General features: G+C 68.5%; 30 protein-coding genes. 16 read left to right on the top strand and 14 right to left on the bottom strand.

Translation table 11 applies throughout. From position 1 onward, the window contains the following. Position 1: 1 nt before the first annotated feature. The 8 genes from pufL to L8K25_RS09370 all read right to left on the bottom strand — a co-directional run bounded on the left by pufL (position 2) and on the right by L8K25_RS09370 (position 7,829). Entirely contained in the window at positions 2–841 is an 840-nt protein-coding gene (pufL, locus tag L8K25_RS09405) for a photosynthetic reaction center subunit L (protein ID WP_242138600.1), read from the bottom strand. Positions 842–958: 117 nt separating this feature from the next. After that, entirely contained in the window at positions 959–1,141 is a 183-nt protein-coding gene (gene pufA, locus L8K25_RS09400; protein ID WP_242138599.1) for a light-harvesting antenna LH1, alpha subunit, read from the bottom strand. A 30-nt stretch (positions 1,142–1,171) separates the two neighbouring features. Further along, the gene (gene pufB, locus L8K25_RS09395) at positions 1,172–1,333 is read right to left on the bottom strand and encodes a light-harvesting antenna LH1, beta subunit (protein ID WP_242138598.1); all 162 of its coding nucleotides are present in this window, start codon (positions 1,331–1,333) and stop codon (positions 1,172–1,174) included. Positions 1,334–1,457: 124 nt separating this feature from the next. After that, the gene (gene bchZ / locus L8K25_RS09390; RefSeq protein ID WP_242138597.1) at positions 1,458–2,903 is read right to left on the bottom strand and encodes a chlorophyllide a reductase subunit Z; all 1,446 of its coding nucleotides are present in this window, start codon (positions 2,901–2,903) and stop codon (positions 1,458–1,460) included. Positions 2,904–3,036: 133 nt separating this feature from the next. Beyond that, on the bottom strand, positions 3,037–4,437 hold the full coding sequence (gene bchY / locus L8K25_RS09385) for a chlorophyllide a reductase subunit Y (RefSeq protein WP_347341149.1): 1,401 nt from the start codon (positions 4,435–4,437) through the stop codon (positions 3,037–3,039). A gap of 250 nt (positions 4,438–4,687) precedes the next feature. After that, entirely contained in the window at positions 4,688–5,671 is a 984-nt protein-coding gene (locus tag L8K25_RS09380; protein WP_242138595.1) for a chlorophyllide a reductase iron protein subunit X, read from the bottom strand. After that, on the bottom strand, positions 5,668–6,594 hold the full coding sequence (gene bchC / locus L8K25_RS09375) for a chlorophyll synthesis pathway protein BchC (protein WP_242138594.1): 927 nt from the start codon (positions 6,592–6,594) through the stop codon (positions 5,668–5,670). The genes L8K25_RS09380 and bchC overlap by 4 nt, the downstream gene beginning before the upstream one ends. Positions 6,595–6,665: 71 nt before the next feature. Continuing rightward, positions 6,666–7,829 (bottom strand): acetylserotonin O-methyltransferase, encoded by a 1,164-nt coding sequence (locus L8K25_RS09370; protein ID WP_242138593.1) that lies wholly within the window; start codon positions 7,827–7,829, stop codon positions 6,666–6,668. Between the two features lie 56 nt (positions 7,830–7,885). Between L8K25_RS09370 and crtD the strand changes: the two genes are divergently transcribed. Beyond that, positions 7,886–9,445: a 1-hydroxycarotenoid 3,4-desaturase CrtD gene (gene crtD, locus L8K25_RS09365; RefSeq protein ID WP_242138762.1), complete on the top strand. Its 1,560-nt coding sequence runs from the start codon at positions 7,886–7,888 to the stop codon at positions 9,443–9,445. Next, on the top strand, positions 9,346–10,278 hold the full coding sequence (locus L8K25_RS09360; RefSeq protein ID WP_347341143.1) for a hydratase: 933 nt from the start codon (positions 9,346–9,348) through the stop codon (positions 10,276–10,278). The genes crtD and L8K25_RS09360 overlap by 100 nt, the downstream gene beginning before the upstream one ends. On the opposite strand, the gene L8K25_RS09355 is transcribed toward L8K25_RS09360, so the two are convergent. Genes L8K25_RS09355 through L8K25_RS09340 form a run of 4 tightly spaced genes read right to left on the bottom strand, consistent with a single transcriptional unit; the run spans position 10,225 to position 13,941 of the window. Continuing rightward, positions 10,225–10,413: a hypothetical protein gene (locus L8K25_RS09355; protein WP_242138592.1), complete on the bottom strand. Its 189-nt coding sequence runs from the start codon at positions 10,411–10,413 to the stop codon at positions 10,225–10,227. The two genes, L8K25_RS09360 and L8K25_RS09355, sit on opposite strands and share 54 nt — an antisense overlap. Beyond that, complete coding sequence (gene bchO, locus L8K25_RS09350) at positions 10,410–11,297, bottom strand: alpha/beta fold hydrolase BchO (protein WP_242138591.1); 888 nt, start codon at positions 11,295–11,297, stop codon at positions 10,410–10,412. Before bchO ends, L8K25_RS09355 begins: the two co-directional genes overlap by 4 nt. Continuing rightward, positions 11,294–12,964 carry a magnesium chelatase subunit D gene (locus L8K25_RS09345; protein ID WP_242138590.1) on the bottom strand — a complete coding sequence of 557 codons (1,671 nt, stop codon included), beginning with the start codon at positions 12,962–12,964 and terminating at the stop codon, positions 11,294–11,296. The genes bchO and L8K25_RS09345 overlap by 4 nt, the downstream gene beginning before the upstream one ends. Further along, on the bottom strand, positions 12,961–13,941 hold the full coding sequence (locus L8K25_RS09340; protein WP_242138589.1) for an ATP-binding protein: 981 nt from the start codon (positions 13,939–13,941) through the stop codon (positions 12,961–12,963). Before L8K25_RS09340 ends, L8K25_RS09345 begins: the two co-directional genes overlap by 4 nt. A gap of 77 nt (positions 13,942–14,018) precedes the next feature. On the opposite strand from L8K25_RS09340, the gene L8K25_RS09335 reads away from it, so the two are divergent. From L8K25_RS09335 to L8K25_RS09300, 8 genes are all read left to right on the top strand, one after another. Beyond that, the gene (locus L8K25_RS09335) at positions 14,019–14,486 is read left to right on the top strand and encodes a TspO/MBR family protein (RefSeq protein ID WP_242138588.1); all 468 of its coding nucleotides are present in this window, start codon (positions 14,019–14,021) and stop codon (positions 14,484–14,486) included. A gap of 93 nt (positions 14,487–14,579) precedes the next feature. Next, positions 14,580–15,383, top strand: coding sequence for a DUF2189 domain-containing protein (locus L8K25_RS09330; RefSeq protein WP_242138587.1), 804 nt, complete (start codon positions 14,580–14,582; stop codon positions 15,381–15,383). A 79-nt stretch (positions 15,384–15,462) separates the two neighbouring features. Beyond that, a complete protein-coding gene (locus tag L8K25_RS09325; protein WP_242138586.1) occupies positions 15,463–15,933 on the top strand; it encodes a dihydrofolate reductase in 471 nt (156 codons plus the stop codon). Positions 15,934–16,035: 102 nt separating this feature from the next. Beyond that, positions 16,036–17,211 (top strand): dipeptidase, encoded by a 1,176-nt coding sequence (locus L8K25_RS09320; RefSeq protein ID WP_242138585.1) that lies wholly within the window; start codon positions 16,036–16,038, stop codon positions 17,209–17,211. Between the two features lie 34 nt (positions 17,212–17,245). Beyond that, positions 17,246–18,172: a bifunctional riboflavin kinase/FAD synthetase gene (locus L8K25_RS09315; protein ID WP_242138584.1), complete on the top strand. Its 927-nt coding sequence runs from the start codon at positions 17,246–17,248 to the stop codon at positions 18,170–18,172. A gap of 404 nt (positions 18,173–18,576) precedes the next feature. After that, a complete protein-coding gene (locus L8K25_RS09310; protein WP_242138583.1) occupies positions 18,577–18,900 on the top strand; it encodes a glycine zipper 2TM domain-containing protein in 324 nt (107 codons plus the stop codon). An 81-nt stretch (positions 18,901–18,981) separates the two neighbouring features. Continuing rightward, on the top strand, positions 18,982–19,410 hold the full coding sequence (locus L8K25_RS09305; RefSeq protein WP_277923280.1) for an OsmC family protein: 429 nt from the start codon (positions 18,982–18,984) through the stop codon (positions 19,408–19,410). Between the two features lie 116 nt (positions 19,411–19,526). After that, positions 19,527–20,075: a glycine zipper 2TM domain-containing protein gene (locus L8K25_RS09300; RefSeq protein WP_242138581.1), complete on the top strand. Its 549-nt coding sequence runs from the start codon at positions 19,527–19,529 to the stop codon at positions 20,073–20,075. A gap of 64 nt (positions 20,076–20,139) precedes the next feature. Here the strand turns inward: L8K25_RS09300 and L8K25_RS09295 are convergent, their stop codons facing one another. Beyond that, positions 20,140–20,370, bottom strand: coding sequence for a hypothetical protein (locus tag L8K25_RS09295; protein ID WP_242138580.1), 231 nt, complete (start codon positions 20,368–20,370; stop codon positions 20,140–20,142). A gap of 138 nt (positions 20,371–20,508) precedes the next feature. Here L8K25_RS09295 and crcB point away from each other — a divergent pair, with 138 nt between their 5' ends. From crcB to L8K25_RS09265, 6 genes are all read left to right on the top strand, one after another. Beyond that, positions 20,509–20,883, top strand: coding sequence for a fluoride efflux transporter CrcB (crcB, locus tag L8K25_RS09290; protein ID WP_242138579.1), 375 nt, complete (start codon positions 20,509–20,511; stop codon positions 20,881–20,883). Then, complete coding sequence (locus tag L8K25_RS09285) at positions 20,880–22,001, top strand: RluA family pseudouridine synthase (RefSeq protein WP_242138578.1); 1,122 nt, start codon at positions 20,880–20,882, stop codon at positions 21,999–22,001. The genes crcB and L8K25_RS09285 overlap by 4 nt, the downstream gene beginning before the upstream one ends. Positions 22,002–22,122: 121 nt before the next feature. Continuing rightward, positions 22,123–22,722 carry an FMN-binding negative transcriptional regulator gene (locus tag L8K25_RS09280; RefSeq protein WP_242138577.1) on the top strand — a complete coding sequence of 200 codons (600 nt, stop codon included), beginning with the start codon at positions 22,123–22,125 and terminating at the stop codon, positions 22,720–22,722. 142 nt (positions 22,723–22,864) lie between these two features. Next, positions 22,865–23,542 (top strand): HAD-IA family hydrolase, encoded by a 678-nt coding sequence (locus tag L8K25_RS09275; RefSeq protein WP_242138576.1) that lies wholly within the window; start codon positions 22,865–22,867, stop codon positions 23,540–23,542. Then, on the top strand, positions 23,539–23,760 hold the full coding sequence (locus L8K25_RS09270) for a hypothetical protein (RefSeq protein ID WP_242138575.1): 222 nt from the start codon (positions 23,539–23,541) through the stop codon (positions 23,758–23,760). Before L8K25_RS09275 ends, L8K25_RS09270 begins: the two co-directional genes overlap by 4 nt. Next, a complete protein-coding gene (locus tag L8K25_RS09265; protein WP_242138574.1) occupies positions 23,757–24,449 on the top strand; it encodes an ATP12 family protein in 693 nt (230 codons plus the stop codon). The genes L8K25_RS09270 and L8K25_RS09265 overlap by 4 nt, the downstream gene beginning before the upstream one ends. A gap of 249 nt (positions 24,450–24,698) precedes the next feature. Here L8K25_RS09265 and gmk read toward each other — a convergent pair whose 3' ends face one another. Beyond that, on the bottom strand, positions 24,699–25,355 hold the full coding sequence (gene gmk / locus L8K25_RS09260) for a guanylate kinase (protein ID WP_242138573.1): 657 nt from the start codon (positions 25,353–25,355) through the stop codon (positions 24,699–24,701). Between the last annotated feature and the right edge of the window lie 15 nt (positions 25,356–25,370).

Below are 25,370 nucleotides of genomic sequence, written 5' to 3'. Positions count from 1 at the left end.
TTCACGACCAGATCGGCAGGTTGAGCCACCAGCTCCACCATTCGGGCCAGCCGCGTGTCCACAGCGGGCCTGAAATGATGATGCAGATCGCGCTCCAGAACCCCGCACTCAGCGCGAGGAACAGCCCGAGCCGGTGGATGCCGAGCGTTCCGATCGAATAGCCGATCGTGTCGCGGAAGAAGGCGTCCTCATATTCGGGCGACTTGACCTCGCCCTGCGTCCCGTCCGGGTTCTTCGCGGGATTGACCGCCGAGAGCACCAGCCCGCCGTGCAAGGCAAGCGCGAGCGTCGTGGTGAAGAAGAAGCTCACCGCGAGCATGTGCGCGGGATTGTAATGGAAATGGAGATATTGGTAGCCGGTGTTCGACACCCAATCGAGATGGCTGAAAATCCCGTACGGAAAGCCGAAGCCCCACGCGCCGAGCAGCCACGGGCGGATCACCACCAGCGAGACATAGGCGAAGATCGCCACCCCGAATGCTACGGGCACGTGATAGCCGATCCCGAGCTTGCGGCAGATCTCGACCTCGCGCAGCGCCCAGGACACGAACGCCCCGACCGCGCAGATGGTGATGATCTGCCAGAACCCACCTTCGCGCAGCGGCGCAAGCGACAGGCCATAGGACAGGTCGGGCGGCGCGATGCTGATCAGCCAGATGTTCCAGGTCGGTCCGAGCGACGCGGCATAGACGATCAGGCCGGTGCCGAGCGCCGAGAACAGGGCGGTCGTGACTCCGAAAAAGCCGACGTAAAACGGACCGACCCAGAAATCGAAAAGATCCCCGCCAAGCAGCGTGCCACCGCGCACGCGGTATTTCCGTTCGAAACTCAGCAACGCCATGACGACTCCCTCCTCCCGACGAAGGTCGCATGCGGCCTTATCGCGGGTGCACGATCTCCTGCCTTGAGGGCGACGGGGAACGGCTGTCGCGTCCCCGTCGCACCAAGGATACGCCTGTCACTGGGCGGGCGGTGCCGCCGCCGCGCTGGCCGCGACGGGCGCATGGCGCGGGCCGTCGAGCCAATTGTACCGATCCGTGCTGAGCAGGATGAAGTGAATCAACAAGGCCAGCACGAACAGGAACGCGAACAGCGCGACGAGCGTGCGTCGCGGATCGAATATCAGCCAAATTCTCCACATGACGTGGGTCTCCTCTTCAAGGTCGGGCGATCAATGAATCCACGGCTTCCACATCCACACCAGGATGTGCGCGACGATCGCGATCGCGGTGAACAGGGCGAAGCTGGTCATGAAGATCTTGTGGAACTCCTTGGCCTCCTCGGGGGTCAGATAGGTTCCTGGCCCAAATCTTTCGTCTCTCTTGTCGCTCATTGCTCGGTCTCCATCGTGACGACCAACAGGAGCGTGGGATGCGCTCCCCGGCTACATCCGCGCGGCGTCGCGCCGTGAGGATCGGGTGTCCGCGCGGGTGCGGAAAGATCGGGCGCGCGCGGGGTCACCCGCCGCGGCTTTCGCTGATTGCATCGGCGAGCCGACGTGCGCTGACAGAGGCCTCGCCCGCGCGGCGCGCGCCGCGTTCGGCCGCGTCGCGGATCCGCTTGGCGGCCGAGATGCGGACCAGCACGGGCTCCCGCTCGACCACCGCGTCGAGCGCGGACTTGGCGTCGTCGTCCCACGCGACGTCGCGCTCGATCCGCGCGGGGGTCGCCTCGACCTGGTCGAGCTGTCCTGCCAGCGGGAGGATGTGGAAAAGCGCGTCGAACAGCGCGTTGCACACTTCCTGGATCAGGTAGGTCGCGCCGGCATAGCCCATGAACGGCGTGCCGGTATGCCGCCGGATCACCGCGCCGGGGAAGCTCGCGGGGATATAGACGCCGCGCGCGCCGGTCTCGGCCATGTACATGCGCTCGTTAAAACTGCCGAACACGATCAGCGGCGGATTGCCGCGGATCGCATCGAGCACCGCCTGATTGTCGGGCTTGACCCCGGCCGTGCGTGCGAACGCGAAGTGGCAGGGGAGCCCCATGTCGGTCTCGAGGAAATTGCGGATGCCGCGCGCATAGGTTTCGGTCGCGACGATGCCGAAGCTCGCGGTGCCGAAGAAATCCTGCGTGACCGAGCGCCACAGGTCCCACAAAGGCTTGATCGTCGTGTGCTTCTCGCGTTCGATGAACGGCTCGGGGTCGAGCCCGAGCAGCTCGCCAAGCTTGCGGAGGAAGAGCGTGGTGCTTTCCAGCCCGATCGGCGCCTGGAGATACGGACGCTCGAGCATCTCGCACAGCCCGCGCCCGAATTCGCGGTAGAGGCAGACATTGGCCTGTGCGTCGGCGAGCTTGCGGACGTCAGCGAGGTGGCTGCCGAGCGGGAAAACCATCCCGACCTCGGCCCCGATCCCCTCGATCAGGCGGCGGATCTCGGCGAGATCGGAGGGCATGTTGAAGCTGCCGTACATCGGGCCGATGATGTTGACGCGCGGGCGCTCGCCGGGTTTTGGCGGCTTGATCGCGGAAACTTTCTTCGGGCCGAACTGAGTCCACAGCCACGTCAGCGCGCGGTCGCCCGACTGCCACTGGTCCTCGTCGATCGTGCGCGGCAGGAAGCGCTGGATATCGGTGCCCTCGGGCGTGACGCCGCCGCCTATCATCTCGGCGATCGAGCCCGTCACCACGACCGCGGGGAGATCCGGGTCGAGCGTCGCCCAGGCGCGCTTCATCGCGCCTTCGGTCCCGTCGCGGCCGAGTTCCTGCTCGCCGAGCCCGGTCACGACGATCGGGAGTTCGTGCGGCGGGAGCGCGTCGGTATAGTGCAGCACCGACGTGACGGGGAGGTTCTCGCAGCCGACCGGGCCGTCGATGATGACCTGCAGGCCCTTGATCGCAGTGAAAGCGTAGACCGCGCCCCAGTAACCGCCGGCGCGGTCGTGATCGAGGATGAGGGTCATGGCGTGACCTCCCCCCCAAATGCTCCGTCATGCTGAACTCGTTTCAGCATCCACCGCGCAACGATGGCAGTCTGCCGGTGTTGCGCGGTGGACCCTGAAACGAGTTCAGGGTGACGGCTGAGGGAAAGGCCGCTCATGACCCCACGCTTTCTTCGGCCTTCGCAGCGGCGATGCGTTTTGCGGCGTATTTCGCCTTGAATTCGGGCCGCTCGACCGGCGTGTCTTCCCACACGCCAGCGGTCGCGCCGGTGCCCACCCCCTCGAAGAACGCGGTCATCCTGTCGAAGCGCGCCTGGTTGGCGAGGGCCGCATTCACCACCAGCGCGAGGCTCCCCGCCCCCGCCGGCCCCATCAGCGGGCGCGCCGAGATGAGGTTGGTGAAATAGAGCGCCGGGATCGACTTCTGCTTGGCGTGCTGCACCACGGGCGTGGTGCCGATCGCGAGATCGGGGCCGAATGCGTCGACCGCGGCGATGTCCTGCTCGAGGCTGGCGCGATACTGGACGCGGACGCCGCGGCTGACCAGCCAGTCGCGGTCGGGTTCGGACCAGGGCGTGCGCGGGCAGGCGGTGCCGACATAGGGTACGTCCGCGCCGCTCTCGATCAGCAGCCGCGCGACGAGCAGTTCGGAGCCTTCATAGCCCGACACGGTGATCCGCCCGGCGATCGGCCGCGCCGCGAGTGCGCCCCGGATCGCGGGGAGGAAGCGGTTCTTCGCGGCATCGACCTTGTCCTGCGCGATCCCGCAGGCCGCGCCGATCGCGTCGAGCCACGCCGCCGTCCCCTCGGCACCGACCGGGGCAGACCCGACGACCGTGCGCCCGGCCGCCTCGAATTCGCGGACGCTCGCGGTGTAGAAGGGGTGGATCGCGGCGACCACGGCGCAATCGAGCGCCGCATACAGTTCGCGCCATTCACGTGTTGGCACGACCGGGCCGGCCGCCAAGCCCAGCGGTTCGAGCAACAGCCCGATTCCTGGCGGGTCAGCCGGGAACATCTCGCCGAGGAGAGTCACGCTCGGCCGGTCCGGCCGTTGCTTTGGCGCGGCGACGGGGCCCTGTTCGGCCTCCTTGCGCGCATAAGCGAGCATCGCACCCGCAAGGACGTCCTTCGCCTCGGCATGCGTCGGCACGCCGAAGCCGGGGACGTCGATCCCGATGATCCGCACCCCGTTGATCTGGTCGGGGAGCAATTGCAGCGGCACGCCGCTCGCGGTCGGGACGCAGAGGTTGGTGACGATGATCGTGTCGTACAGCGCGGGGTCGGCGAGTTGATGAACCGCGTCGCGAATGTCCTCGAACAATTTGCCCGTCACCAGCGTCTCGGACGAGAAGGGGACGTAGCCGACGCTGCGTTTCGCGCCGTAGAAATGCGACGTGAAGGTGAGGCCGTAGACGCAGCAGGCGGAGCCCGAGAGGACGGTGGCGGTGCGGCGCATCCGCAGGCCGACGCGGAGGGAGCCGAAGGCTGGACACATGGATTGGGGCTGGTCGTGGGGGCCTTTGGGGTAGTCGGCGTCGTAGCGGGCTAGGATTTCGGATTTTCCGGCGCGTTCTGCGGCTTCTCGGAGCGTGGTGCCGTTTGCACACGCAAGCCCCTCCCCTTCAGGAGTGGCGGGTGAACCGCGCCCCGCGCGGTTCAGATCAGGCTGGGAGCCTGATCGACCCGCCACTGGGTTGGGGTGGGGCAGTCCAGCAGACGCACCGCTGGAAGCAGGCACGGCCCCACCCCCAACCCCTCCCCTGAAGGGGAGGGGCTTAGAAGAAGAAGAAGAAAGGCCAGCCTCAGACGGCATCGTACACCACCTCGAGCGTCGGCTTCGTCACATACGCAACGCCCCGCATGTCCGCCTGGCTCGCAGGTTTCAGCGCGTAATCCGCGCCCGTCACATCCGCCGAGAACAGCCCGAGCAACCCGTCCTGATCGAGCGGCGACGGCCTGAGCGGCGGGGCTTCCGCGACGTTGACCGCGAGCTCCTCGAACAGGCTCGCCCATTGCCCGCCGGGCTTGCCGATGATCTGGTAATTCGCGCTTTTCTTGCGAATGTCCTCGTTCGCGGGGATCGCGGTCAGCACCGGGATGCCGACTGCCGCGGCGAACGCCTGCGCCTCGCCGGTGCCGTCGTCCTTGTTGAGGATCATCCCCGCGACGCCGACATTCCCGCCCATCTTGCGGAAATAGTCTACCGCCTTGCACACGTTATTGGCGACATAGAGCGATTGCAGGTCGTTCGACGCGACCACGATCACCTTCTGGCACATGTCCCGCGCGATCGGCAGGCCGAAGCCGCCGCACACCACGTCACCCAGGAAATCGAGCAGGACATAGTCGAAGCCCCACTCATGGAACCCGAGTTTCTCGAGCGTCTCGAACCCGTGGATGATCCCGCGCCCGCCACACCCGCGCCCGACCTCGGGCCCGCCGAGTTCCATCGCGAACACCCCGTCGCGCTGGAAGCAGACGTCCTCGATCCCGATCTCCTCACCCGCGAGCTTCTTGCGCGAGCTGGTCTCGATGATCGTCGGGGTCGATTTGCCGCCGAACAGCAGCGAGGTCGTATCGCTCTTTGGGTCGCAGCCGATCAGCAGCACGCGCTTGCCCTGCTGCGCCATCATGTAGCTGAGGTTCGCCAGAGCGAACGACTTGCCGCTGCCGCCCTTGCCGTAGATCGCGATGATCTGCGTTTCCTTGGTGATGGGACCGGTCGGGACCGGATCGGGTTCGTACGCGGCCTCGTCGCGCAGCGGGCCAGGATCGAGCATCGTCATGCAGCCCTCCAGTCGAGCACCATCTTGCGGCACGCCGGATCGACGAAGGCCGCGGGATATGCGTCGGTCGCCGCTGCGGCGGGCCGCACATGGCTGATCAGCCGGTCGAGCCGCAACGCGCCCGAGCCCACCAGGCCGAGCGTCGCCGCGACATCGGCCGGCGTAAATTCCGCCGCGATGCGGACCCGCGCCTCGCGCTGGAAGGCCGGGGGGAAGCCGAAGCTCAGCCGGTCGTAGAAGCCCGCGAGGACGATCTCGCCCCGCTTGCCGAGCCGCGCGATCGCGGTGTCCAGAATATCGGCGGCACCGCTCGCGTCACAGATCGTCGCATAGTCGCGACGGTCATCCTCCGCCGGATCGATCACGGTATAGCCGTCCCCGTCACGGCGGTCCGGGTTGGTTTCCCATACCATCGGCGCAGGCGCGCCCGACGCGATCGCAATCCGTGCGATCAGCCGACCGAGGACACCGTGACCGATCACCAGATCCGGTGCCGCGCCCCCCGCCACGGCATGGAAAGCGGTCGCAGCCAAGGCTGTCAGGATGCCGTCCGCGCCGAGCGATTCTTCGACCGGCAGCGCGCGTGCCGAAGGCAGCACCACCCGCTGCGCCGTGCCGCCAAACAGGCCGCGCGCATCCCGGTAACAATTGGCTCCCGGTACGAAGACCCACTCGCCGATCCGCCCCCGCGCCTCGACTCCCGCATCGACGATCCGACCGACCGATTCGTAGCCCGGCACCAGCGGATACCCCATGCCCGGGAACACCGGCATGGTACCCGACCATAACAGCCGTTCGGTTCCCGAACTGATCCCGCTCCACACGATGTCGACCAGCACATCGGCAGCCCCCGGGGCGTTGAGCGCGAGCGGCCGAAGGACCAGCCGCTGGGGCGCCTCCAATACCACTGCCAGTGTTTCCACCGCGTTTCTCCCGTACGACAGCCCGATCCGGGTCTGCTCTGAGTGTAAGTCTAGTTGGACACTTTATGTTGTCAATCTTTTATGTCGGCGGTCGAGCGGCGCGCCACGATGACTCGGCACGTCAGGGGCAGCGCCGATCCCAGGGTGCGGACCGCCTCGAACCCGGCGACGTGGAGCATGTCGTGGATTTCCCGCGCCGTACGGGGACGTCCAGACCCCATCGCAAGCAGATAGAGGCCGAAGTACGCGTCGCCCGCAGGTACCGCCCCGCGCGTTCCGGCCATCGGTTCCGCGATCAGCAGGCGCCCTCCGGGCGGCAGGGCCGCGTGGATCGCGCGCAACAGCGCCGACGCGGCGATATCGTCATGGTCATGCAGCACGCGGACCAGCGTGATCAGGTCATAGCCGCGCGGTAGCGGATCGACCAGAAAGTCCCCGCCATGAATCGCCGTCCGCCCGGCGAGACCGGCCGCCGCGAGCCGGGTCAGCGCCTGCGCGCCCACCGCAGGCAGGTCGAACAGCGCGAGATCGAGCCCGGGCACGCGCGCGCCGACCAACTCGAGGAAGCGCCCCTCGCCACCCCCGACGTCGAGCATCCGGCGATGACGCGAGAACCGGTAGGATCGCAGGATCTGACGCGCCACCAGCGGCTGCGACTCGGCCATCAGCCGGGAATAGGCCGATACGTCGGCCGGAGTGCCCTGCCCGGGATGTTCGGCATAGGCCCAATAATGCGCCAGTGCGCCGCCCCCGCCGTCGCGCCGCAGCAGCGCGACAGGGTCCACCAGATCGGCATACAACAGGCGGTGATGCGCAACCATTTCGGCAATGCCCGGATTGCCCCGGAGCGCGGCGCCGGTGCTGCCCAGCATCCAGACATCCCCGATCCGCTCGACCAGACCCAGCGCCGCCCCGGCACGCAACAGGCGAAGCGCACCGTCCGGGCTTAGCCGACACGCCATCGCGACGCGGTCGATCGACGTCGGCCCGTCGGCCAACACATCGAACAGTCCGGTCTCGAGACAGGCCGTCAGGGTCTGGGAATAGACGAACCCTGCCACCAGATCGAACGTCCTGCGCGCCCGCGCGCGCGCAATCGGCCGGGTGAGCCAGAAATCCGTCGCAAACTGCTGAAAGCGCGGCGCGGCCAGGACGCGGTTCCGCCACCCGGTCCAGCACAAACGCAACCGTTCGATATAGCCCTTTGACATGTCGTTCGATGTGGACGAAACCATATGTCCATTTATGTGGACATATGGCCGTAAAGGTCAACGTCCCCGAAAGGCGCGCGATGGCAACGCAGGAGCAAGTCGTGGTGATCGGCGCCGGCATCGGCGGGCTGGCCACGGCCGCGTTGCTCGCCGCGCGCGGAATGCACGTCACGGTGGTCGAGGCGGCGCAGACCCCGGGCGGAAAGATGCGCGAGGTCATGGCGGATGGCACTCCGATCGACGCCGGCCCGAGCGTGTTCACGATGCGCGCGGTGTTCGACGCCCTGTTCGAAGCGTGTGGCGCGTCGCTCGACGCGCATGTCGCGCTGACCCCCGCAACGATCCTCGCGCGGCATGCCTGGGGGGACGACCGGCTCGATCTATTCGCCGACCCGGCGGCGAGCGAAGCCGCGATCGGCGACTTTGCCGGGGCCGGTGCGGCGGCCGGCTATCGCGCGTTCCGGACCGAGGCGCAGCGCATCTTCACGACGCTCGATCGTCCCTTCCTGCGTGCACCGCAGACCAGCCCGCTCGGGCTGACGTGGCGGCTCGGCTGGCGCGGCTTCGCCGATCTCAGCCGGATCCGGCCCTATGAAACGCTGTGGCACGCGCTTGGCGAGCATTTTCAGGACCCGCGGCTGCGGCAGCTGTTCGGACGCTATGCGACCTATTGCGGGTCGTCGCCGTTCCGCTGCCCGGCGACGCTGATGCTGATCGCGCATGTCGAGGCATCGGGCGTGTGGCTGGTCGACGGCGGCATGCACCAGCTGGCACGCGCCATCGCCGCCTTGGCCACGCGCCACGGGGCGACGTTCCGCTATGGTACCCCCGTGTCCGAGATCCTGGTCGAGCGCGGACGCGCCGCCGGGGTCGCGCTGGCGACGGGCGAACGGATCGCCGCGACCGCCGTGGTGTGCAACGCCGATCCCGCAGCCCTCGCGGCCGGGGCCTTTGGCGACCGTGCGCGCCGCGCCGTTCCGCCGGTCCCGCCCGGACGACGGTCGCTTTCGGCGATGGTGTGGTGTGCACGCGGGACCGCGCAGGGCTTTCCGCTCGTCCGCCACAATGTGGTCTTTTCGCGCGATCCCGCGGCGGAATTCGCCGCGCTCGCCGCCGGCCGACTCGCGAGCGATCCCAGTGTCTACGTCTGCGCGCTGGATCGCGACGCCGCCGACGGCGCCGGCTGCACCGCGCCCGAGCGCCTGCAGATCATCGTGAACGCGCCGCCGACCGGCGATACCCCCTTCACCCAAGCGGAGACGGACCCATGTACCCAGTCGATGCACGCAACGCTGCGCCGCGCCGGCCTGATGCTCGATCTGCCGGAGCAGGCCACGGTTCTGACGACGCCATCGGACTTCGCCACGCTGTTCCCACGGACGGGTGGAGCCCTTTATGGACCGGCCTCGCACGGGTGGGCGGCCTCCTTCCGGCGCCCCGGCAGCCGGACGCGGATCCCTGGGCTCTATTGCGCGGGCGGGAGTACCCATCCGGGCGCGGGCGTGCCGATGGCGGCCTTGTCCGCCCGGCTAGCCGTCGATTGCCTGCTCAGGGACCGCGCTTCGATGGCGCGGTCGCACCCGGTGGCTATGCCTGGTGGTATGTCGACGCCTTCAGCGCGGACGGCCGCTTCGGCCTGACCATCATCACCTTCATTGGCAGCGTCTTCTCCCCCTATTACAAGCTGTCGGGGCGGGCGCGGCCGGACAATCACTGCGCGATCAACGTATCGCTCTGCGGTCCGCGCGGCAGTGCGTGGGCGATGACCGAACGCGGCGCCGGACGGGTGCGTCGGGATGCCGACCATTTTGCGGTGGGCCCCAGCGCCCTGAGCTGGGACGGCGATACGCTGGTGATCGACATCGCCGAAATCTCCGCGCCCTTGCCCTATCCGGTGCGCGGGACGGTGCGGGTGCGGCCCGAGATGATCGGCACCACCGCCTTTGCGCTCGACCCCGACCAGCGTCATCGCTGGCACCCGGTCGCGCCGCGCGCGCGGGTCGAGGTGGAGATGGTGCATCCCGACATGCGCTGGACCGGCGATGGCTATTTCGATTCGAACTTCGGGGACGAGCCGCTCGAAACGGGGTTCGACGACTGGCATTGGGCGCGTGCGCATCTCAAGCACGACGTCGCGGTGCTGTACGAGGGCCGCCGGCGCAACGGTGCGCCGTTCGACCTGGCGCTGCGGGTCGATCGGCAGGGGCGCTGGCATGACGTCGCGCCGCCGCCGCGCGTCGCGCTGCCCCGGACGCGGTGGCTCGTCCCGCGCGCGACCCGCGCGGATGCGGGCAGCACGCCAAGGGTCGCGCGCACCTGGATCGATGCGCCTTTCTATGCGCGCTCGGCGCTCGACATGCAGCTGTTCGGGGAACCGGTGCGCGCGGTGCACGAGAGCCTGTCGCTCGGACGATTCCGCTCACCGGTCGTCCAGACGATGCTCCCCTATCGCATGCCCCGGGCGTTCTGGTGACGGCTCCGGTCGGTCGGTCTTGTCCCGCGCGATCTCGCGGTTGATCGAGACGAGCTGCCAGACGACCAGGCCGATCGTGGGGACGCCGACACTCGCCATGTCGAGCAGCGCGAACAGGCCGGGGTGCGCGGTCATTCCGACCCCGTCACCAGATGTTCCGCAAACCGGCCGATCAGCCCGGCGATGTCCGCCGGCCGCTCCTCATGCGCGAGATGCCCGAGCCCGGGCAGCAGCTCGACCCGGCTGTCCGGCAGCAGTGCCGCCGCCTGCCGGACCGATGCGGACGGGATCGCCGTATCGGCTGCCCCGTGGATCAGCAGGGTCGGAACGCCGACCTTCGGGAGGTCCCGGGCGAATGCCTCGAGATCCCATGACGCCATCATCGTGATCGCGCCCGCGACCTGATCCGAGGTCGCAAACAGCGCCCGGTACAGCGCGACCCCGTCGGTTGCGATCCGCGATCCCGTCGCCTGGCGGAGGAACCGTTCGGCATCGCCCGGTCCCCGCGCCATCGCCGCCACCAGATGCGGCGCGAACGGATTGACGAACAGCATCCGGGCCAAAGTCGGAAAGACTTTCGCGGCAAGGCCCGGGAACGGCATCAGCGCCGGGCTCAGGCCCACCACCCCGGCCGGACGGATCCGCCGGTCGAGCACCATCCGCAGCGCGATCGCCGCGCCCGCGGAATGGCCGACGACCAGATCCGGCGCGACGTCGAGCGTGTCGAGCAGATCACCCAGCGCGCGCGCCAGCGCGGGCATCGCCAGCCCCCCCGCCGGCCGCCCCGTGGTAAAGCCATGGCCCGGCAGATCGGGCGCGACGACCGTGAAACGCTGTGCCAGCACGGGTGCGAGATCCCGCCAGCTATGCGTCGCCGCGCCGGTGCCGTGGACCAGCAGCACGACCGGCCCCGCCCCCATGACCTGCACGTGCCAGCGGACCCGCCCGGCGTCGACGAAGCGGCTGGACGCGCGATTGGGCCAGTCCCGGCCTTCCTCGCTCCAGCGCGCACGGCTCATGCGGCCTGTGCGGCGGCGACCGCGCGGTGCATCGCCGCGGCATCCGCGCGCGGCAGCGGCAGATAGCGCGCGCCCATCGCCAAGGCGAGCCGCGCCCCCTCGGGGCGCGGGCGCGGGGCGGTGTCGACCAGCACGGCGGCGATGCCCGCCTGGCCGATCGCCCGCGCCGCCTGTTCGGCATCGCGCGCCGCCCGCTCACGGACGGCGGTGCCGTCGACGGCGATATTGCCGCGACCGTCGGTCAGGACGACGAGGAACGGCGTCCGACCCCGCGCCCGCGCCGCCTCGGCGAGGTCGCGCGCGGCGTCGAGCCCGGCGGCAAGCGGCGTTCCCCCGCCCCCCGGCAGGTCCGCCAACGCACGCCGCGCGCGCGTCAGCGATCGCGTGGGCGGCAGCAGGACTGTTGCCCCCGTCCCGCGAAACGCGACGAGCGCGACCTGCGCGCGCTTTACATAGGCCTGCGCCAGCAAGAGCTCGACCGCGCCCTTCGCCTCCGCCAGCCGTGCCGCAGCGGCGGAGCCGGAGGCGTCGACCGCGAAGATCGTCAGCGTCTCCGCGCGCGTTTCGAACCGCCGGATGCGCAGATCGGCACGCCGGATCCGGATCGGCCCGTCCCCGCGCGCGCGCAGGGCCTGCCACGGCGCGGCGGCGCGGATCGTATCGATCAAGCTCAGGCGCAGGCCACCGCGCGGCACCCCGGCGCGCGACCCGAGCGGGCGCCCGCGCTGCGCCGACATCCGCCGCTCGCCTGCGCCACGGGTGCGACTCGGGCTCCGCCGCCCCCCGTGGGTCGCGAGCCCGTCGAGCACGTCGCGCGGAAGCGTGGCGAGCGCCGCGGCCAGCACCACGTCTTCGGGCGGATCCGCCCTGCCCTTGTCTTCGTCGCCCGCGTCGGGTGGCGGTGCGTCGCCTGTCGTTTCGGGTGCAGGCGATGCCGGAAGGCGTGTCGCGCGCGGAAGCAGGACCAGGCGCACCGCCAAGACCAGGTCGCTATCGTGGATGGCCGCGCGCCCGGCCAGCGCCGCCGAGGCTCGCGCCGCACGCAACGCAAACAAGGTCGCGCGCGCGGAATCGACACCCAGCGCCATGGCGATCTCGACAAGGATCGTCAGCGGGTCGGCGGGTTCCTCCGCCCCTTGAGCCTTTCCCTCCCCCTCCCCCGCCGCGGAAACCGCAGGGGTCGCGTCGTTCGCCGAAAGATCGGTCCAGAAGGCCAGTCGCTCCGCCAGTGCGCGGGGCGTCGCCTCCTCGTCGACGCCGTCGTCCAACGCGACCACCGCCAGGCGCACCGGCATGCCGTCCACCGCGCGGGCGTCCAGCACCGACGCGATCCGCGCCGCAGTCGCCTCCGCCATCCGCTCGGCCATCGGCACGACGACCAATCCCCCGCTCGCCCCGACCAGCACGCCGTGCTGTCGCACCGGCCGCCCGAGGGCGAGCGTCGCGGTGAGATCGAGCCCGCCGAGCAACGCCGCGTCGTCCCCGTGCACCGGCAGCCGTCGCAGCGGCGCCCCTTCCGCCAGCGCAGCGTGCAGGGTCGCAACGACGGCGTCGCGCACCTCGCCTCCGCCGCCGTGCAGCACCATGCCGCCCAGTCCGACCGGATCCCAGGCGCATAAGCGTGCCGCCAGCAGCGCGTCCTCCGGCGGCGTCGGGATGCCGATCACGCCGCCGCCAAGGCGTCCAGCGCGCGTTCGATCCGCACGGTCGAGCCGGTTTCGTCGAGCACCCCGCGGCGCAACCGGTGCCGCAGCGCGAGCGGGGCGATCCGCGCGATATGGTCCGCCGTCACCATCGCAACGCCGTCCAGCGCCGCGAGCGCGCGCGCCGCGCGCATCAGCGTCAGTTCGCCCCGCAATCCGTCCGCGCCGACCGCCATGCACAGCGTCGCCGCGCGCGCCAGCATCGGCTCGGGCACCGCCACCGCGGCCACGCCCGCCCGGCCCCGCGCGATGCGCTTGAGCGTCTTTTTCTCGGCCGCCTGCCACGCCTCGGCAAAGGCCTCGGGGTTCCGCTCGAACGCATCGCAGCGCTTGAGGATCTCGACCCGGCTGGCGAGGTCCTGCGGCGTGCGAACGTCGACGGACAGGCCGAAGCGATCGAGCAATTGCGGGCGAAGCTCGCCTTCCTCGGGGTTTCCGCTGCCGACCAGCACGAACCGCGCCGGATGCCGCACCGACAGGCCTTCGCGTTCGACGACATTCTCTCCCGACGCCGCGACGTCGAGCAACAGATCGACGATATGATCCTCGAGCAGATTGACTTCGTCGATATACAGGAAGCCGCCATTCGCCCGCGCGAGCAGCCCCGGCTCGAACGCCTTGACCCCGGCCCCCAGCGCCCGCTCCAGGTCGAGCGCGCCGACCACGCGGTCTTCGGTGGCGCCGAGCGGCAGGTCGATGAAGGGCACCGGCACGCGCGCCCTGGGTTCCGGTGCCGGTGCGCCCTCGGCATGGAAGCCCGCCAGCGCGGCCGGCATCGGCGGCAGCAACGCCGCCAGCGCCCGCACCGCGGTCGATTTGCCCGTGCCGCGATCGCCGAACACCATCACCCCGCCGATTCGCGGATCAACCGCCGCGAGCAGCAACGCCAGCTTCATATCGTCCTGGCCGACGATCGCCGAAAAAGGGAACGGCCTTCGCATGGTGTCAGTGTACCACGCGCTTGACACCGAACAAGTGGACACTGGCAATTCTCGCGCGATGGCACCAGATGTACCGCATGAACCCGCTTTACGTCTCTGGCGCCGGCGCCGTCGTCTTGTTGATCGGTGGCGGTCTGGCAACGCCGATCGGCTCCTGGTATCGCGCGCTCCGCAAGCCGTCGTGGCAGCCACCGAACTGGCTGTTCGGGCCGGCCTGGACGATCCTGCTGGGCCTGGCCGCCTGGTCCGCCGCGATTGCCTGGACCGCGGCGCCGGACGCCACCGCGCGGACGCACGTCGTTATCCTGTTTGCGGTCAACGCGCTGTTCCATTTCCTGTGGAGCCCGTTGTTCTTCGCGCTCAGGCGTCCCGACTGGGCGCTGGTCGAGGTGGTTTTCCTGTGGGGTTCGCTCCTTGCCCTGCTGGTCGGCCTGGCGCCGATCTCCCCTTTCGCCGCCCTGCTGATCGTCCCCTACTTCCTGTGGGTCAGCTTCGCCGCCCTGCTCAACCGGGCGATCGTGCGACTGAACGGCCCCTTCGCCTGACCACCCATTCTCCGATTTGTTTGCGCGCCTGAACAGGCGTACAATGCTCCAACATAAAAGAAGGAAAGCCGCTACACACGAGAGGATCCTGCCATGCCCACGACGTGGAACGCCACCCCCGCACATCCGTCCGCCGCAGCCCCCGACCTGCCGGAGATCCGGCGGATCAGCACGCATGACCTCAACTGGGCCCTGGCCGAAGGCTGGCGCGATTTCACCGAAAAGCGCGGCGATCTGATCTTTCTCGGCCTGTTGTATCCGATCGTGTGTTTCCTGGCCGTGCTGCTGGCGTCCAATGCGCCGCTGCTGCCGCTGCTGTTCCCGCTCGTTGCCGGACTGTCGATCGCCGGGCCGGCCGTGGCGTCGGGCTTCTACGAGCTCGCCCGCCGCCGCGAGGAAGGGCGCGACTCGAGCTGGTGGCATTTCCTCGATCCGCTCAACGGACGCAGCCGGACCCCGCTGGCGATGCTGACGGCCGGGATCGCGATCCTGTTCATCGGTTGGCTGGTGGTCGCTTATGCGCTGTATCAGGCGACCCTCGGCGCGACGCAGCCGATGCAGGTCGGCGACGTCTTCGGACGGCTCTTCACCACGACCGAGGGATGGGAACTGATCGTGCTCGGCAACCTCGCCGGGGCGGGGTTCGCGGTGGCCACGCTGGTGCTCGCGGCGGTGTCTTTCCCGATGGTGGTCGACCAGCCGGTCGACGCCGCGACCGCGCTGCGCACGTCGATCCGGGCGGCACGCGAGAATCCGCGGGAGATGCTTGGCTGGGGCATGCGAGTCGCGGGCCTGATGCTGCTGGGGATGATCCCGGCGGCGATCGGGCTGGCGGTCGTGCTGCCCTGGTTGGGCTATGCCACCTGGCACCTGTACACGCGACTGGTGGTGCGCTGAGCGTTCGTTACCGGACGGCAGGACGCACCTCCGCGAGAAGGGATCGACCGCACGCCGCGTCAGCGGCTATGGCGGAGCGATGATCACGCTCATCCTCGCGCGGGCCGACAACGGCGTCATCGGCAACGCGGGCGCGCTGCCCTGGCATCTTCCCGCCGACCTCAAGCGATTCAAGGCGCTGACCATGGGCAAGCCGATGATCATGGGCCGCAAGACCTTCGACAGTTTCCCGGCTCCCTTGCCCGGTCGTCGCCACATCGTGCTGACCCGCGACCCGGCGTGGAGCGCCACCGGCGCGGAGGCGGTGCACGGGGTGGATGCCGCATTGGCCCAGGCGGGTGACGGCGAAATCATGGTGATCGGCGGGGCGGAGGTGTTCGCGCTGTTCGCGCCGCATGCCCGCCGGATCGAGCTGACCGAGGTACATGCGGTACCGGCGGGCGATGCAGTCGTCCCGCCCTTTACCGGCTGGCGCGAGATCGCCCGGGAAGACCATGCCGCAGCCAAGCCCCGCCCCGCCCACAGCTTCGTCACGCTGACCAGGGACTGATCGCCCCCGGGCTTGCCGCGCCACGCCCCGCCCCGCATACCGGCGGCCTGACCGGACCGGCACGTCGATGCCAGAGCACGTCCGGCAGGGCGGAGAGTGGCGATGATGCGCAAGATCCTGTGGGCGGTGCTGGCCGTCGCCATGCTTGGCGCGTTGCTGTTCTTCGTCCTGGCACCCGGCATGGTCGAGCGCGGCATGAACGTGGTCGAGCCGGTCGCGCTGCGGATCACGCCCCGCGCCCAGGCCTTGCATGCGCGCCTGCAGGTCGCTGACATGCATGCCGACACGCTGCTGTGGCAGCGCAGCCTGCTCGCGCCGGCGTCTCGGGGACAGGTGGACCTACCGCGGTTGCTCAAGGGAAATTACGCGCTGCAGGTGTTTTCGTCGGTGACCAAGACTCCGGCGAACCAGAATTACGATTCCAATCGATCCGACACCGACAACATCACCGCGCTGGCCATCGCCGATCTGCAACCGCCCCGCACCTGGGGGTCGCTGCTGCAACGCTCGCTATGGCATGCGCAGAAGCTCGACCGCTACGCGGCCGCTTCCGACGGCCGGTTGCGGGTGATCCAGTCGGCGGCGCAACTCGACCGCCTGCTCGCGGATCGCGCGGAAGGCGCGAAGGTCGTGGGCGCGATGCTCTCGATCGAAGGGCTGCAGGATCTCGAGGGCAAGCTGGCGAGTCTCGACCTGTTGTACCGCGCGGGGTTCCGCATGGCGGGGCTCGCCCATTTCTTCGACAATGACGTGGCGGGCTCGATGCATGGGGAAGCGAAGGGCGGGCTGACGCTGCTCGGCCGGCAGGTGGTGCGGCGGATGGAGCACCTCGGCATGGTCGTCGACATCGCGCATGCGAGCCATGCCACGATCGCCGAGGTGCTGGCCATGGCACGCCGCCCGGTGGTGGCGAGCCACGGTGGCGTGCAGGCGACGTGCAAGGTCAACCGCAACCTGACCGACGCCGAAATCAGGGGGGTCGCCCGGACCGGCGGCCTGGTGGGGATCGGCTATTGGGATGCCGCGATCTGCTCGACCCGCCCGGACGCAGCCGCAGCGGCGATTGCCCATGTCCGCGACCTGGTCGGGGTGGACCATGTCGGGCTCGGCTCCGATTTCGATGGCGCGGTGACGACCGGGTTCGATTCCGGCCAGGTCGTCGCGATCACCCAGGCGTTGATCGATCGCGGCTTCAGCGACGCCGACATCGCCAAGGTGATGGGCGGGAATGTCCTGCGCGTCCTTCGTGCCGGGATCATCCCCGACAAAGCCGCCTAGCGCAGCCGCGTCCGCGCCCGTATAGGCCGGTCGCATGGAGCGGCTCGACGGCAGCTCGGCGGTTCCGGAGCGCTTGCGCGGCGGGATCATCGCGCTCGGCAATTTCGATGGATTTCACCTGGGGCATCAGGCCGTGGTCGGCCGTGCCGTGGCGCGCGCGCGCGCGGAGGGCCGCCCGGCGCTCGTGGGCACGTTCGATCCGCACCCGATCCGCCATTTCGTCCCCGACAGCGCGCCGTTCCGCCTGACCACGCTCGACCAGCGCCAGCGGCTGTTTGCCGAGGCGGGTGCGGATGCGATGGTCGTGTTCCGCTTCGATACCGCGCTCGCCGCGCTCGGGGCGGAGGCGTTCGTCGAACAGCGGCTGATCGCGGCGCTCAGCATCGCCGGTGTGGTGACCGGCGAGGACTTCACCTTCGGCAAGGCGCGCAGCGGGTCGGTCGCGATGCTCGCGGCGTTCGGCGCGGCGCGCGGTTTCTCGGTCGATACCGTAGCCCCGGTGGCGCTCGACGGCGCGACCGTGTCGTCGAGCCGGGTGCGCGAACTGCTGCAGGAGGGCGACCCGCGCGGCGCGGCGCGGCTGCTGACGCGCCCGTTCGCGATCGCGGGGCTGGTCCAGCATGGCGACAAGCTGGGGCGCACGATCGGCTATCCGACCGCCAATCTCGACATGGGCGGGTATGTGCGCCCGGCCTACGGGATCTACGCGGTGCGCGGGACGCTGGCCGACGGGCGCGTGCTCGACGGCGCGGCGAACCTCGGGATCCGCCCGAGCTTCGATCCGCCGAAGGAACTGCTCGAACCGTTCTTCTTCGATTTTTCGGGCGACCTGTACGGGCAGCCGCTGGAGGTGGCGTTGATCGACTATCTGCGACCCGAGGCGAAGTTCGACTCGCTCGAGGCGCTGACCGCGCAAATGGACGCGGACTGCGCGCGCGCGCGGGACTTGCTCGCGCGCTAGGGTACCCCAAGCTGTCAACCCGAGAGCGATGCGCGCGGTAACCGTGCCGGCCCCGGCCTGCGCGAACCCTCTGCGAACGGCGGTTTACGACCCTTCGTTTGCTGTTTTCCCGCGAAGGCGGGAATCCAGGGCCGAGCACGACAACGGCTTACAATTCTCGCGTCTCCTGGGCTCCCGCTTTCGCGGGAGAACAGCTGTGGGTTCGCGGATGCCATGCCTGCGCCGGGGCGACGGGGGGTTTCGAGACCAGCGTCGCAAGGCCAGCGCAAGGTCTCGCCTAGCCCTGCGCAACCCTGCACCAAGCTGAACGCGATGTTGTTTCACGTTCATGCAACTGCGCGTAATTACGGACTGTTACTGCTTCGGAAGTAATCCAAGGCAAGACTGTAACTGGGAGTAATTCAATGCGCACTTTCCTGATGGCGCTCAGCGCCGCTTCGCTCGTCATTCCCGCCACCATGGCCTTCCCGACCGCCGAAGCCGGCGCGCGCGAGCATTACCGTCACTATTCGCCGCGCGTCTATCAGGGCCGCGATGGCCGCCGGTATTGCCGCCACTCGGACGGGACGACCGGTCTGCTGGTCGGTGGCGTCGGGGGCGCGCTGCTGGGCAACTCGATCGCCGGCCATGGTGACAAGACGCTCGGCACGGTACTCGGTGGTGTCGCCGGCGCGTTCGGTGGCCGCGCGATCGATCGCGCCAGCACGGCGGATCGTCGCTGCAACTAACAGCTGTCCGTTCAGCACCCTATATCCAGCGCGGGCCTTGACGGGCCCGCGCTTTTTTTTGTGCCCTCGAGGAGAATGACGATGACCACACGCAGCGGATCGGCCACCTATGACGGCCTCGGCAAAGCCGGCAAGGGCCATGTCTCGACCCAGTCGGGCGTTCTTTCGGATACGCAATATGGCTTCAACAGCCGCTTCGAGGATGGTGCCGGCACCAACCCCGAGGAACTGATCGCCGCCGCGCATGCGAGCTGCTTCACGATGGCGCTCAGCTTCGCGCTCGCAGGCGCCGGTTTTACCGAGGGCAAGCTCGAGACGACCGCCAAGGTCACGCTCGACAAGGATGGCGACGGCTTCACCATCACCAAGTCGGCCCTCGACCTCAAGGCGACGATCGACGGGATCGATCCGGCAAAGTTCGAAGAGATCGCGGCAGGCGCCAAGGCGAACTGCCCGATCTCGAAGGTGCTTAATGCTGAAATTACATTAACCCATTCGCTTAACGCCTGATTTTGCTGACTCTTGCGTGAACGCTAGGTAGTTTTCCGTTCACGCAACTTTCGGTGCCGGGGATGAGTTCTCTATCCTGATCCACGATATGGATTTGGTTTAAGGAGCTCATCCCAATGCGTACGTTCATTCTGGCGGCGGCCATCGCAGCGTCCGCGCTGACCGCGATTCCGGCAGTCGCCCAGGACAACCCCAATCGCGAATATCGCCAGGACGTCCGCGATGCACGCCAGGACTATCGCCATGACATCCGCAACGCCGACTCGCGCGACGATGTCCGCGATGCGCGCCAGGATTATCGCCGGGACGTGCGCGATGCCCAGCGCGACCGCAACCGCGACTGGCGCCAGTATCGCAACTACGACTACAACCGGTACGAGAACGGCCAGCGCGCCTATTACGCCGAGAATTACTATCGCGACGGCCAATATTACCAGCCGCGCCGCCTGACGCGCAACGACCGGATCTATCGCGGTCGCGACAACCGCTATTACTGCCGGCGTGGCGACGGCACGACCGGGCTGATCGTCGGCGGTCTCGCCGGTGGCGCGCTCGGCAATACGATCGCGGGCGGCGGTTCGCGTCTGCTCGGGACGCTGATCGGCGGCGGCGCGGGTGCGCTGCTCGGCCAGTCGGTCGATCGCGGCAACGTCGTCTGCCGCTAACGCCGGTCGACGGTTAGACGGAAGGGCCCGGCGTGCGAACGCCGGGCCCTTCTGCCGTCTGGCGTCAAAGCAAACCGCCGCCCAGCATCAGCCGGATCACCGCGACGATCAGCACGAAGATGTTGAAATTCCGCCCGGTCTTGTGCCCGGAAAGCATGCCAAGCGCCGCGCCCACCACGGCGATCGGGATCGCGAGATAATTGGCGAGTCCGAAGAACGGCACCAGCCCGACGAGCGCCACCGGCAAGGCGGCGAGACCGACCAGAACCGAAATGATGTTGACGATCATACCCATGCCGTGACCATGACGGCGAGGTTGGGGTTATGCAAGGTTTGCTGGCAAGCCGCTGCGCGACGGCCGACATACAGCGCCGAACGACGTTTCCACGGGGCCGGGGTGACGAATGCGTCATTCCGCGCTAACGCAGCCGCAATGGTTCAGCTTTTTCTCGTCATGGCGGGTGGTGCCCTGGGCACCGCGGCGCGCTATCTCGTCGGGCGTGGCGCGGTCGCCGCGTTCGGCCCGATCTTTCCCTACGGCACGCTTGCGGTCAACCTGATCGGCGGGTTCGCGATGGGCGTGCTGATGGGCATGCTCGCGCGTGTCGGCGGCAATGAGAATACGCGGCTGTTACTCGGCGTCGGGGTTCTCGGCGGCTTTACAACCTTTTCTTCCTTCTCGCTCGAGGTCGTGACGATGGTCGAGCGCGATGCGTGGATGACCGCGCTCGGCTATGTCCTTGCGTCGGTCCTCGGCGCGGTGCTGGCGCTGTTCGCCGGCCTCTGGCTTACCCGGATCGCAGCATGACCACCAAGACTCCCGACAAGCCCAGCAAGGCGACCAGCGACGTACGCCAGTTCAGCGTGGGTCCCGACGATGACGGGATCCGGCTCGACCGCTGGTTCAAGCGGCATCTGCCCGACACGAGCTATACCACGGTCGCCAAATGGGCGCGCACCGGGCAGCTCCGCGTCGATGGCGCGCGCACCAAGCCGGGCGACCATGTCGTCGCCGGCCAGGCGATACGCGTTCCCCCGGCCGAGCCGGTCCGCATCGACGCGCCGCAAAAGCGCGAGCGTCCGCCGCTCAGCGAAGACGAGATCACCTTCGCGCAGGAAATGGTGATCCACCGCGATGCGCAGGCGATCGTCCTCAACAAGCCGCCCGGTCTCGCGACGCAGGGCGGGACCAAGACAATCGAGCATGTCGACGGCCTGCTCGATGCGTTGCAGGACGACATGGAGGGCCGCCCCAAGCTGGTCCACCGGCTCGACAAGGATACGAGCGGCGCGCTGCTTATCGCGCGGACTGCACGGGCGGCGGCGTATTTCTCCAAGTCCTTCTCCTCGCGCACCGCGCGGAAGACCTATTGGGCGCTGGTCGTCGGCGTGCCGTCGATCGAGGACGGGATGATCGAGCTGCCGATCGCCAAGCAACCCGGCACCGGCGGCGAGAAGATGCACGTCGACGAGAAGGAAGGCAGCCCCGCGCGCACGCGCTACCGCGTGATCGAGATGGCGGGGACGACGACCGCGTGGCTCGAGCTGATCCCGCACACCGGGCGTACGCACCAGCTGCGCGTCCATCTCGCGGCGATCGGGCATCCGATCGTCGGCGACGGCAAGTACGGCGGGCAGGCCGCGTTCCTGACCGGCAACATCTCGCGCAAGATGCATCTCCACTCGCGCCGGATCCGGATCGACCACCCCGATGGCGGCGCGATCGACGTCCAGGCCGAACTGCCGACGCATTTCTCCGAGAGCCTCAAGCAGCTCGGGTTCGACGAGATGCTCGGCAACATGATGCCGCTCGAATCGCCCCCGCCGCCGAGCCGCGAAGTGAAAAAGCAGCAAGCGCGCCAGCACGCCAAGACCTACCGCAAGGATCGCAAGGGCGAACGGCGGCGGCGCGGTTCGGCGACGTGATTCGGGGGGGAAGCGCTTGTGCTCCTGCGCAGGCAGGAGCCCAGAGTTGCAGGCGCCGCGTCCGTGACGCTGGGCTCCTGCCTGCGCGGGAGCACGAAGGTATGGAAGCGCTGCGGACCTGATGCATCCCGATCCGGCCTTTCGCTGGGAAGACCGCGATGCGATGCGCGCGCTGGTGCGCGAACTCGGCTTCGGCGCTTTGTTCGTCGCGACGCCCGATGGCCCGCGCGTGGCGCATGTCCCGGTGGTATGGAACGACGACGCGACGCTCGCTTTCCATGTCTCGCGCGGCAACGGGATCGCGCGGCATCTGGACGGTGCTACGGGTGTGTTCGTGGTGCAGGGGCCGGACGGTTATGTCAGCCCGGACTGGTACGGGCTTGGCCCCGATCAGGTGCCGACGTGGAATTACGTCGCGGTCGAGCTGGAAGGCCGGATCGCGCGGCTCGATCACGACGGGCTGGTCGAGCAAGTCGATCGCGTCTCGGCGGTGCAGGAAGAGCGACTCGCGCCCAAGACGCCGTGGACTCGCGACAAGATGGACGCGGCGCTGTTCGAGCGGATGACGCGCGGGATCCTCGGGTTCACGCTGACCGTGCAGGCGTGGCGCGGAACGTTGAAGCTCGGGCAGAACAAGCCGGACGCCGCGCGGCTTGCGGCGGCGGATGCCGTCGAAGCGGCGGGTCGGCGCGGGATCGCGCACTGGATGCGGAACGTATGATGGGCAGCCGATCCTTCCCCCTCGCGCCCTTCCCCGGCGAAGGCCGGGGCCCAGTCGCGCCGTCCATCGGCATCGAACGCAGCATGCGCCCCATCCGCCAGCACGACTGGGCCCCGGCCTTCGCCGGGGAAGGAAGAAACTGATGACAGCCCTCCCCTCCCCCGCCCGCCTTGCGCTGTTCGATTGCGATGGCACGCTGGTCGACAGCCAGGACAATATCTGCCGCTCGGTCGAAGCCGCGTTCACGCAGGCGAACCTCGTGGCACCCGACCGCAGCGCGATCCGCCGGATCGTTGGCCTGAGCCTGGTCGAAGCAATGCAGATGCTGCTGCCCGACGGCGACCCCGCGCTGCACCGCAGCCTGGCGGACGATTACAAGGCGGCGTTCTTCAAGATGCGCACCTCGGGCGCGATGAGCGCCGAGCCGCTGTACGACGGCATTCTCGACGTGCTCGACCAGCTCGCGGGCGAAGGCTGGAAGCTCGGCGTCGCGACCGGCAAGTCCGACCGGGGCCTTGCGCATATCCTCGCGCATCACGGAATCGCCGCGCATTTCATCACGCTGCAGACTGCCGACCGCCACCCCTCCAAGCCGCATCCCTCGATGATCGAGACCGCGATGGCGGATGCGGGCGCGGTGCCGGAGACGACGGTGATGATCGGCGACACCAGCTACGACATGCTGATGGCACGCGCGGCGGGGACACGTGCTTTGGGGGTGGCGTGGGGCTATCACCCCGCCGAGGAACTGACCGAAGCGGGCGCGCATGCGGTCGCGGAGACGGTCGCCGCGCTCCCCGGATTGATGGAACAGCGATGACCGACCCCGATACGCTTGCGCGCAACCGCTATTTCGCGATGCTCGGCACGCGCCTGCTGGGCGTGGCCGGCGCGTTGCTCGGGCTGGTTCTGATCGTCCGCGCGCAATCGCCTGTACCCAAGGTGATCGGCACGGCGCTGGTGATCTCCGCGCTGTTGCTGATCGCGATCGTCCCGCGCGCGCTCGCGCGACGCTGGCGGAGTCCGGAGCAACCATGAAGCGGTTCTGGAAAGAGGTCGCGGTCGATGCCGAGCGCGGGATCCGGCTCGACGACCGCCCGCTGCGGACGCCCGGGCGCGTGCCGCTCGTGCTGCCGACCGAGGCGCTGGCGGAGGCGGTTGCCGAAGAATGGCGTTCGGTCGAAGAGGGGGCGGAGATCGACCCGCGCGCGATGCCGCTGACCGGGCTGGGCAATGCCTCAATCGATCGGGTCGGGCCTGACCCGATCCTGTTCGCACAAGGCCTCGCCCATTATGGCGAGAGCGACCTGCTCTGTTATCGGGCGGATTCACCCGAGGATCTGGTCGCGCGGCAGGCGGCGGCGTGGGACCCGCTACTCGACTGGGCGCGCGCGCGGTACGACGTGCATATCGAGGTAGCGACCGGGATATTGCACCGCGCGCCGCCTCCGCTGACGCTGACGCGGCTGGCGGACGCGATCGCAGCGCGCGATGCGTTCACGCTGGCGGCGCTGTCGCCGGTCGTGACGATCGGCGGCTCGCTGATCGCGGCGCTCGCCTTGTCCGAGCGCGCGGCGAGCGCGGAACAGGTGTGGGACGCAGTGACGCTCGACGAGGAGTATCAGGCGGAACGCTGGGGCCGCGACCCGCTCGCCGCGGCGGGAATCGCAGCACGGCGGCGCGACTTCGGTGGCGGCGTTCGGATGCTGGAGTTGCTGGCGGGCTGATTACCGGGAATCCCGCCCCGTATCCGTCATCCCCGCGGAAGCATGACCTCTGCGAAACCTTCGGTGTTCTCCCGCGAAAGCGGGAGTCCAGGAGTCGCGAGAACTGCAAGCCGTTGTTCTGGCTGGCTCTGGGTTCCCGCCTTCGCGGGAAAACAGAAAATGACGGTCCGTAACCCAACTTTAGCCGAGGTCTCGCCTTCGCGGGAATGACGGCAGGGGGAAAGGAGACGCCAAACCCCCAAACAATCCTTACTTCTCCGGCAAGCGCCGAATAAACCCGATCATCCCGCGCTGCCGCGAGCGCTTCAGGCGTTCCGCGGTCAGGATCGTCTGGACGCACTCGTAACAGTCATCGAGATCGTCGTTGACCAGAACGTAATCGTACCCGTCCCAGTGGCTCACCTCGGCGAGCGCACGGTCCATCCGGCGGTCGATCACCTCCTGCGAATCGGTCGCGCGCTTCTCGAGCCGGTCGCGCAGCGTCTTCAGCCCCGGTGGCAGGATGAACACGCGCACCACATCGCCGCCCGCAAGCTGGAACAATTGCTGCGCGCCCTGCCAGTCGATGTCGAACAGGATATCCTGCCCGTGCTCGAGATCCTTGAACACGGTGTCGCGCGGGGTGCCGTAGCGTTCGTCGAACACGCGCGCCCATTCGAGGAACTGGTCGTCTTCCGCCATGTGACGGAAGGTTTCCTTGTCGACGAAATGATAATCGCGCCCTTCGACCTCGCCCTTTCGCATCGGACGGGTCGTGTAGGACACCGACATCTTAAGCTTGTTATGCTCTTCCCTGAGCAGGCGATTGGCGATCGTCGACTTGCCCGCGCCCGAAGGCGAGGACAGGACGAACATCAGTCCGCGGCGTTTGAAGCTCTTGGGCTGCGAAGAACGATGGTCGGGCATGGCCGCTAGTGGCGC

The sequence above is a fragment of the Sphingomonas sp. TREG-RG-20F-R18-01 genome, assembly GCF_022662475.1.
Classification (GTDB): domain Bacteria; phylum Pseudomonadota; class Alphaproteobacteria; order Sphingomonadales; family Sphingomonadaceae; genus Sphingomonas.
This window is presented reverse-complemented; position numbering and strand designations above follow the sequence as displayed.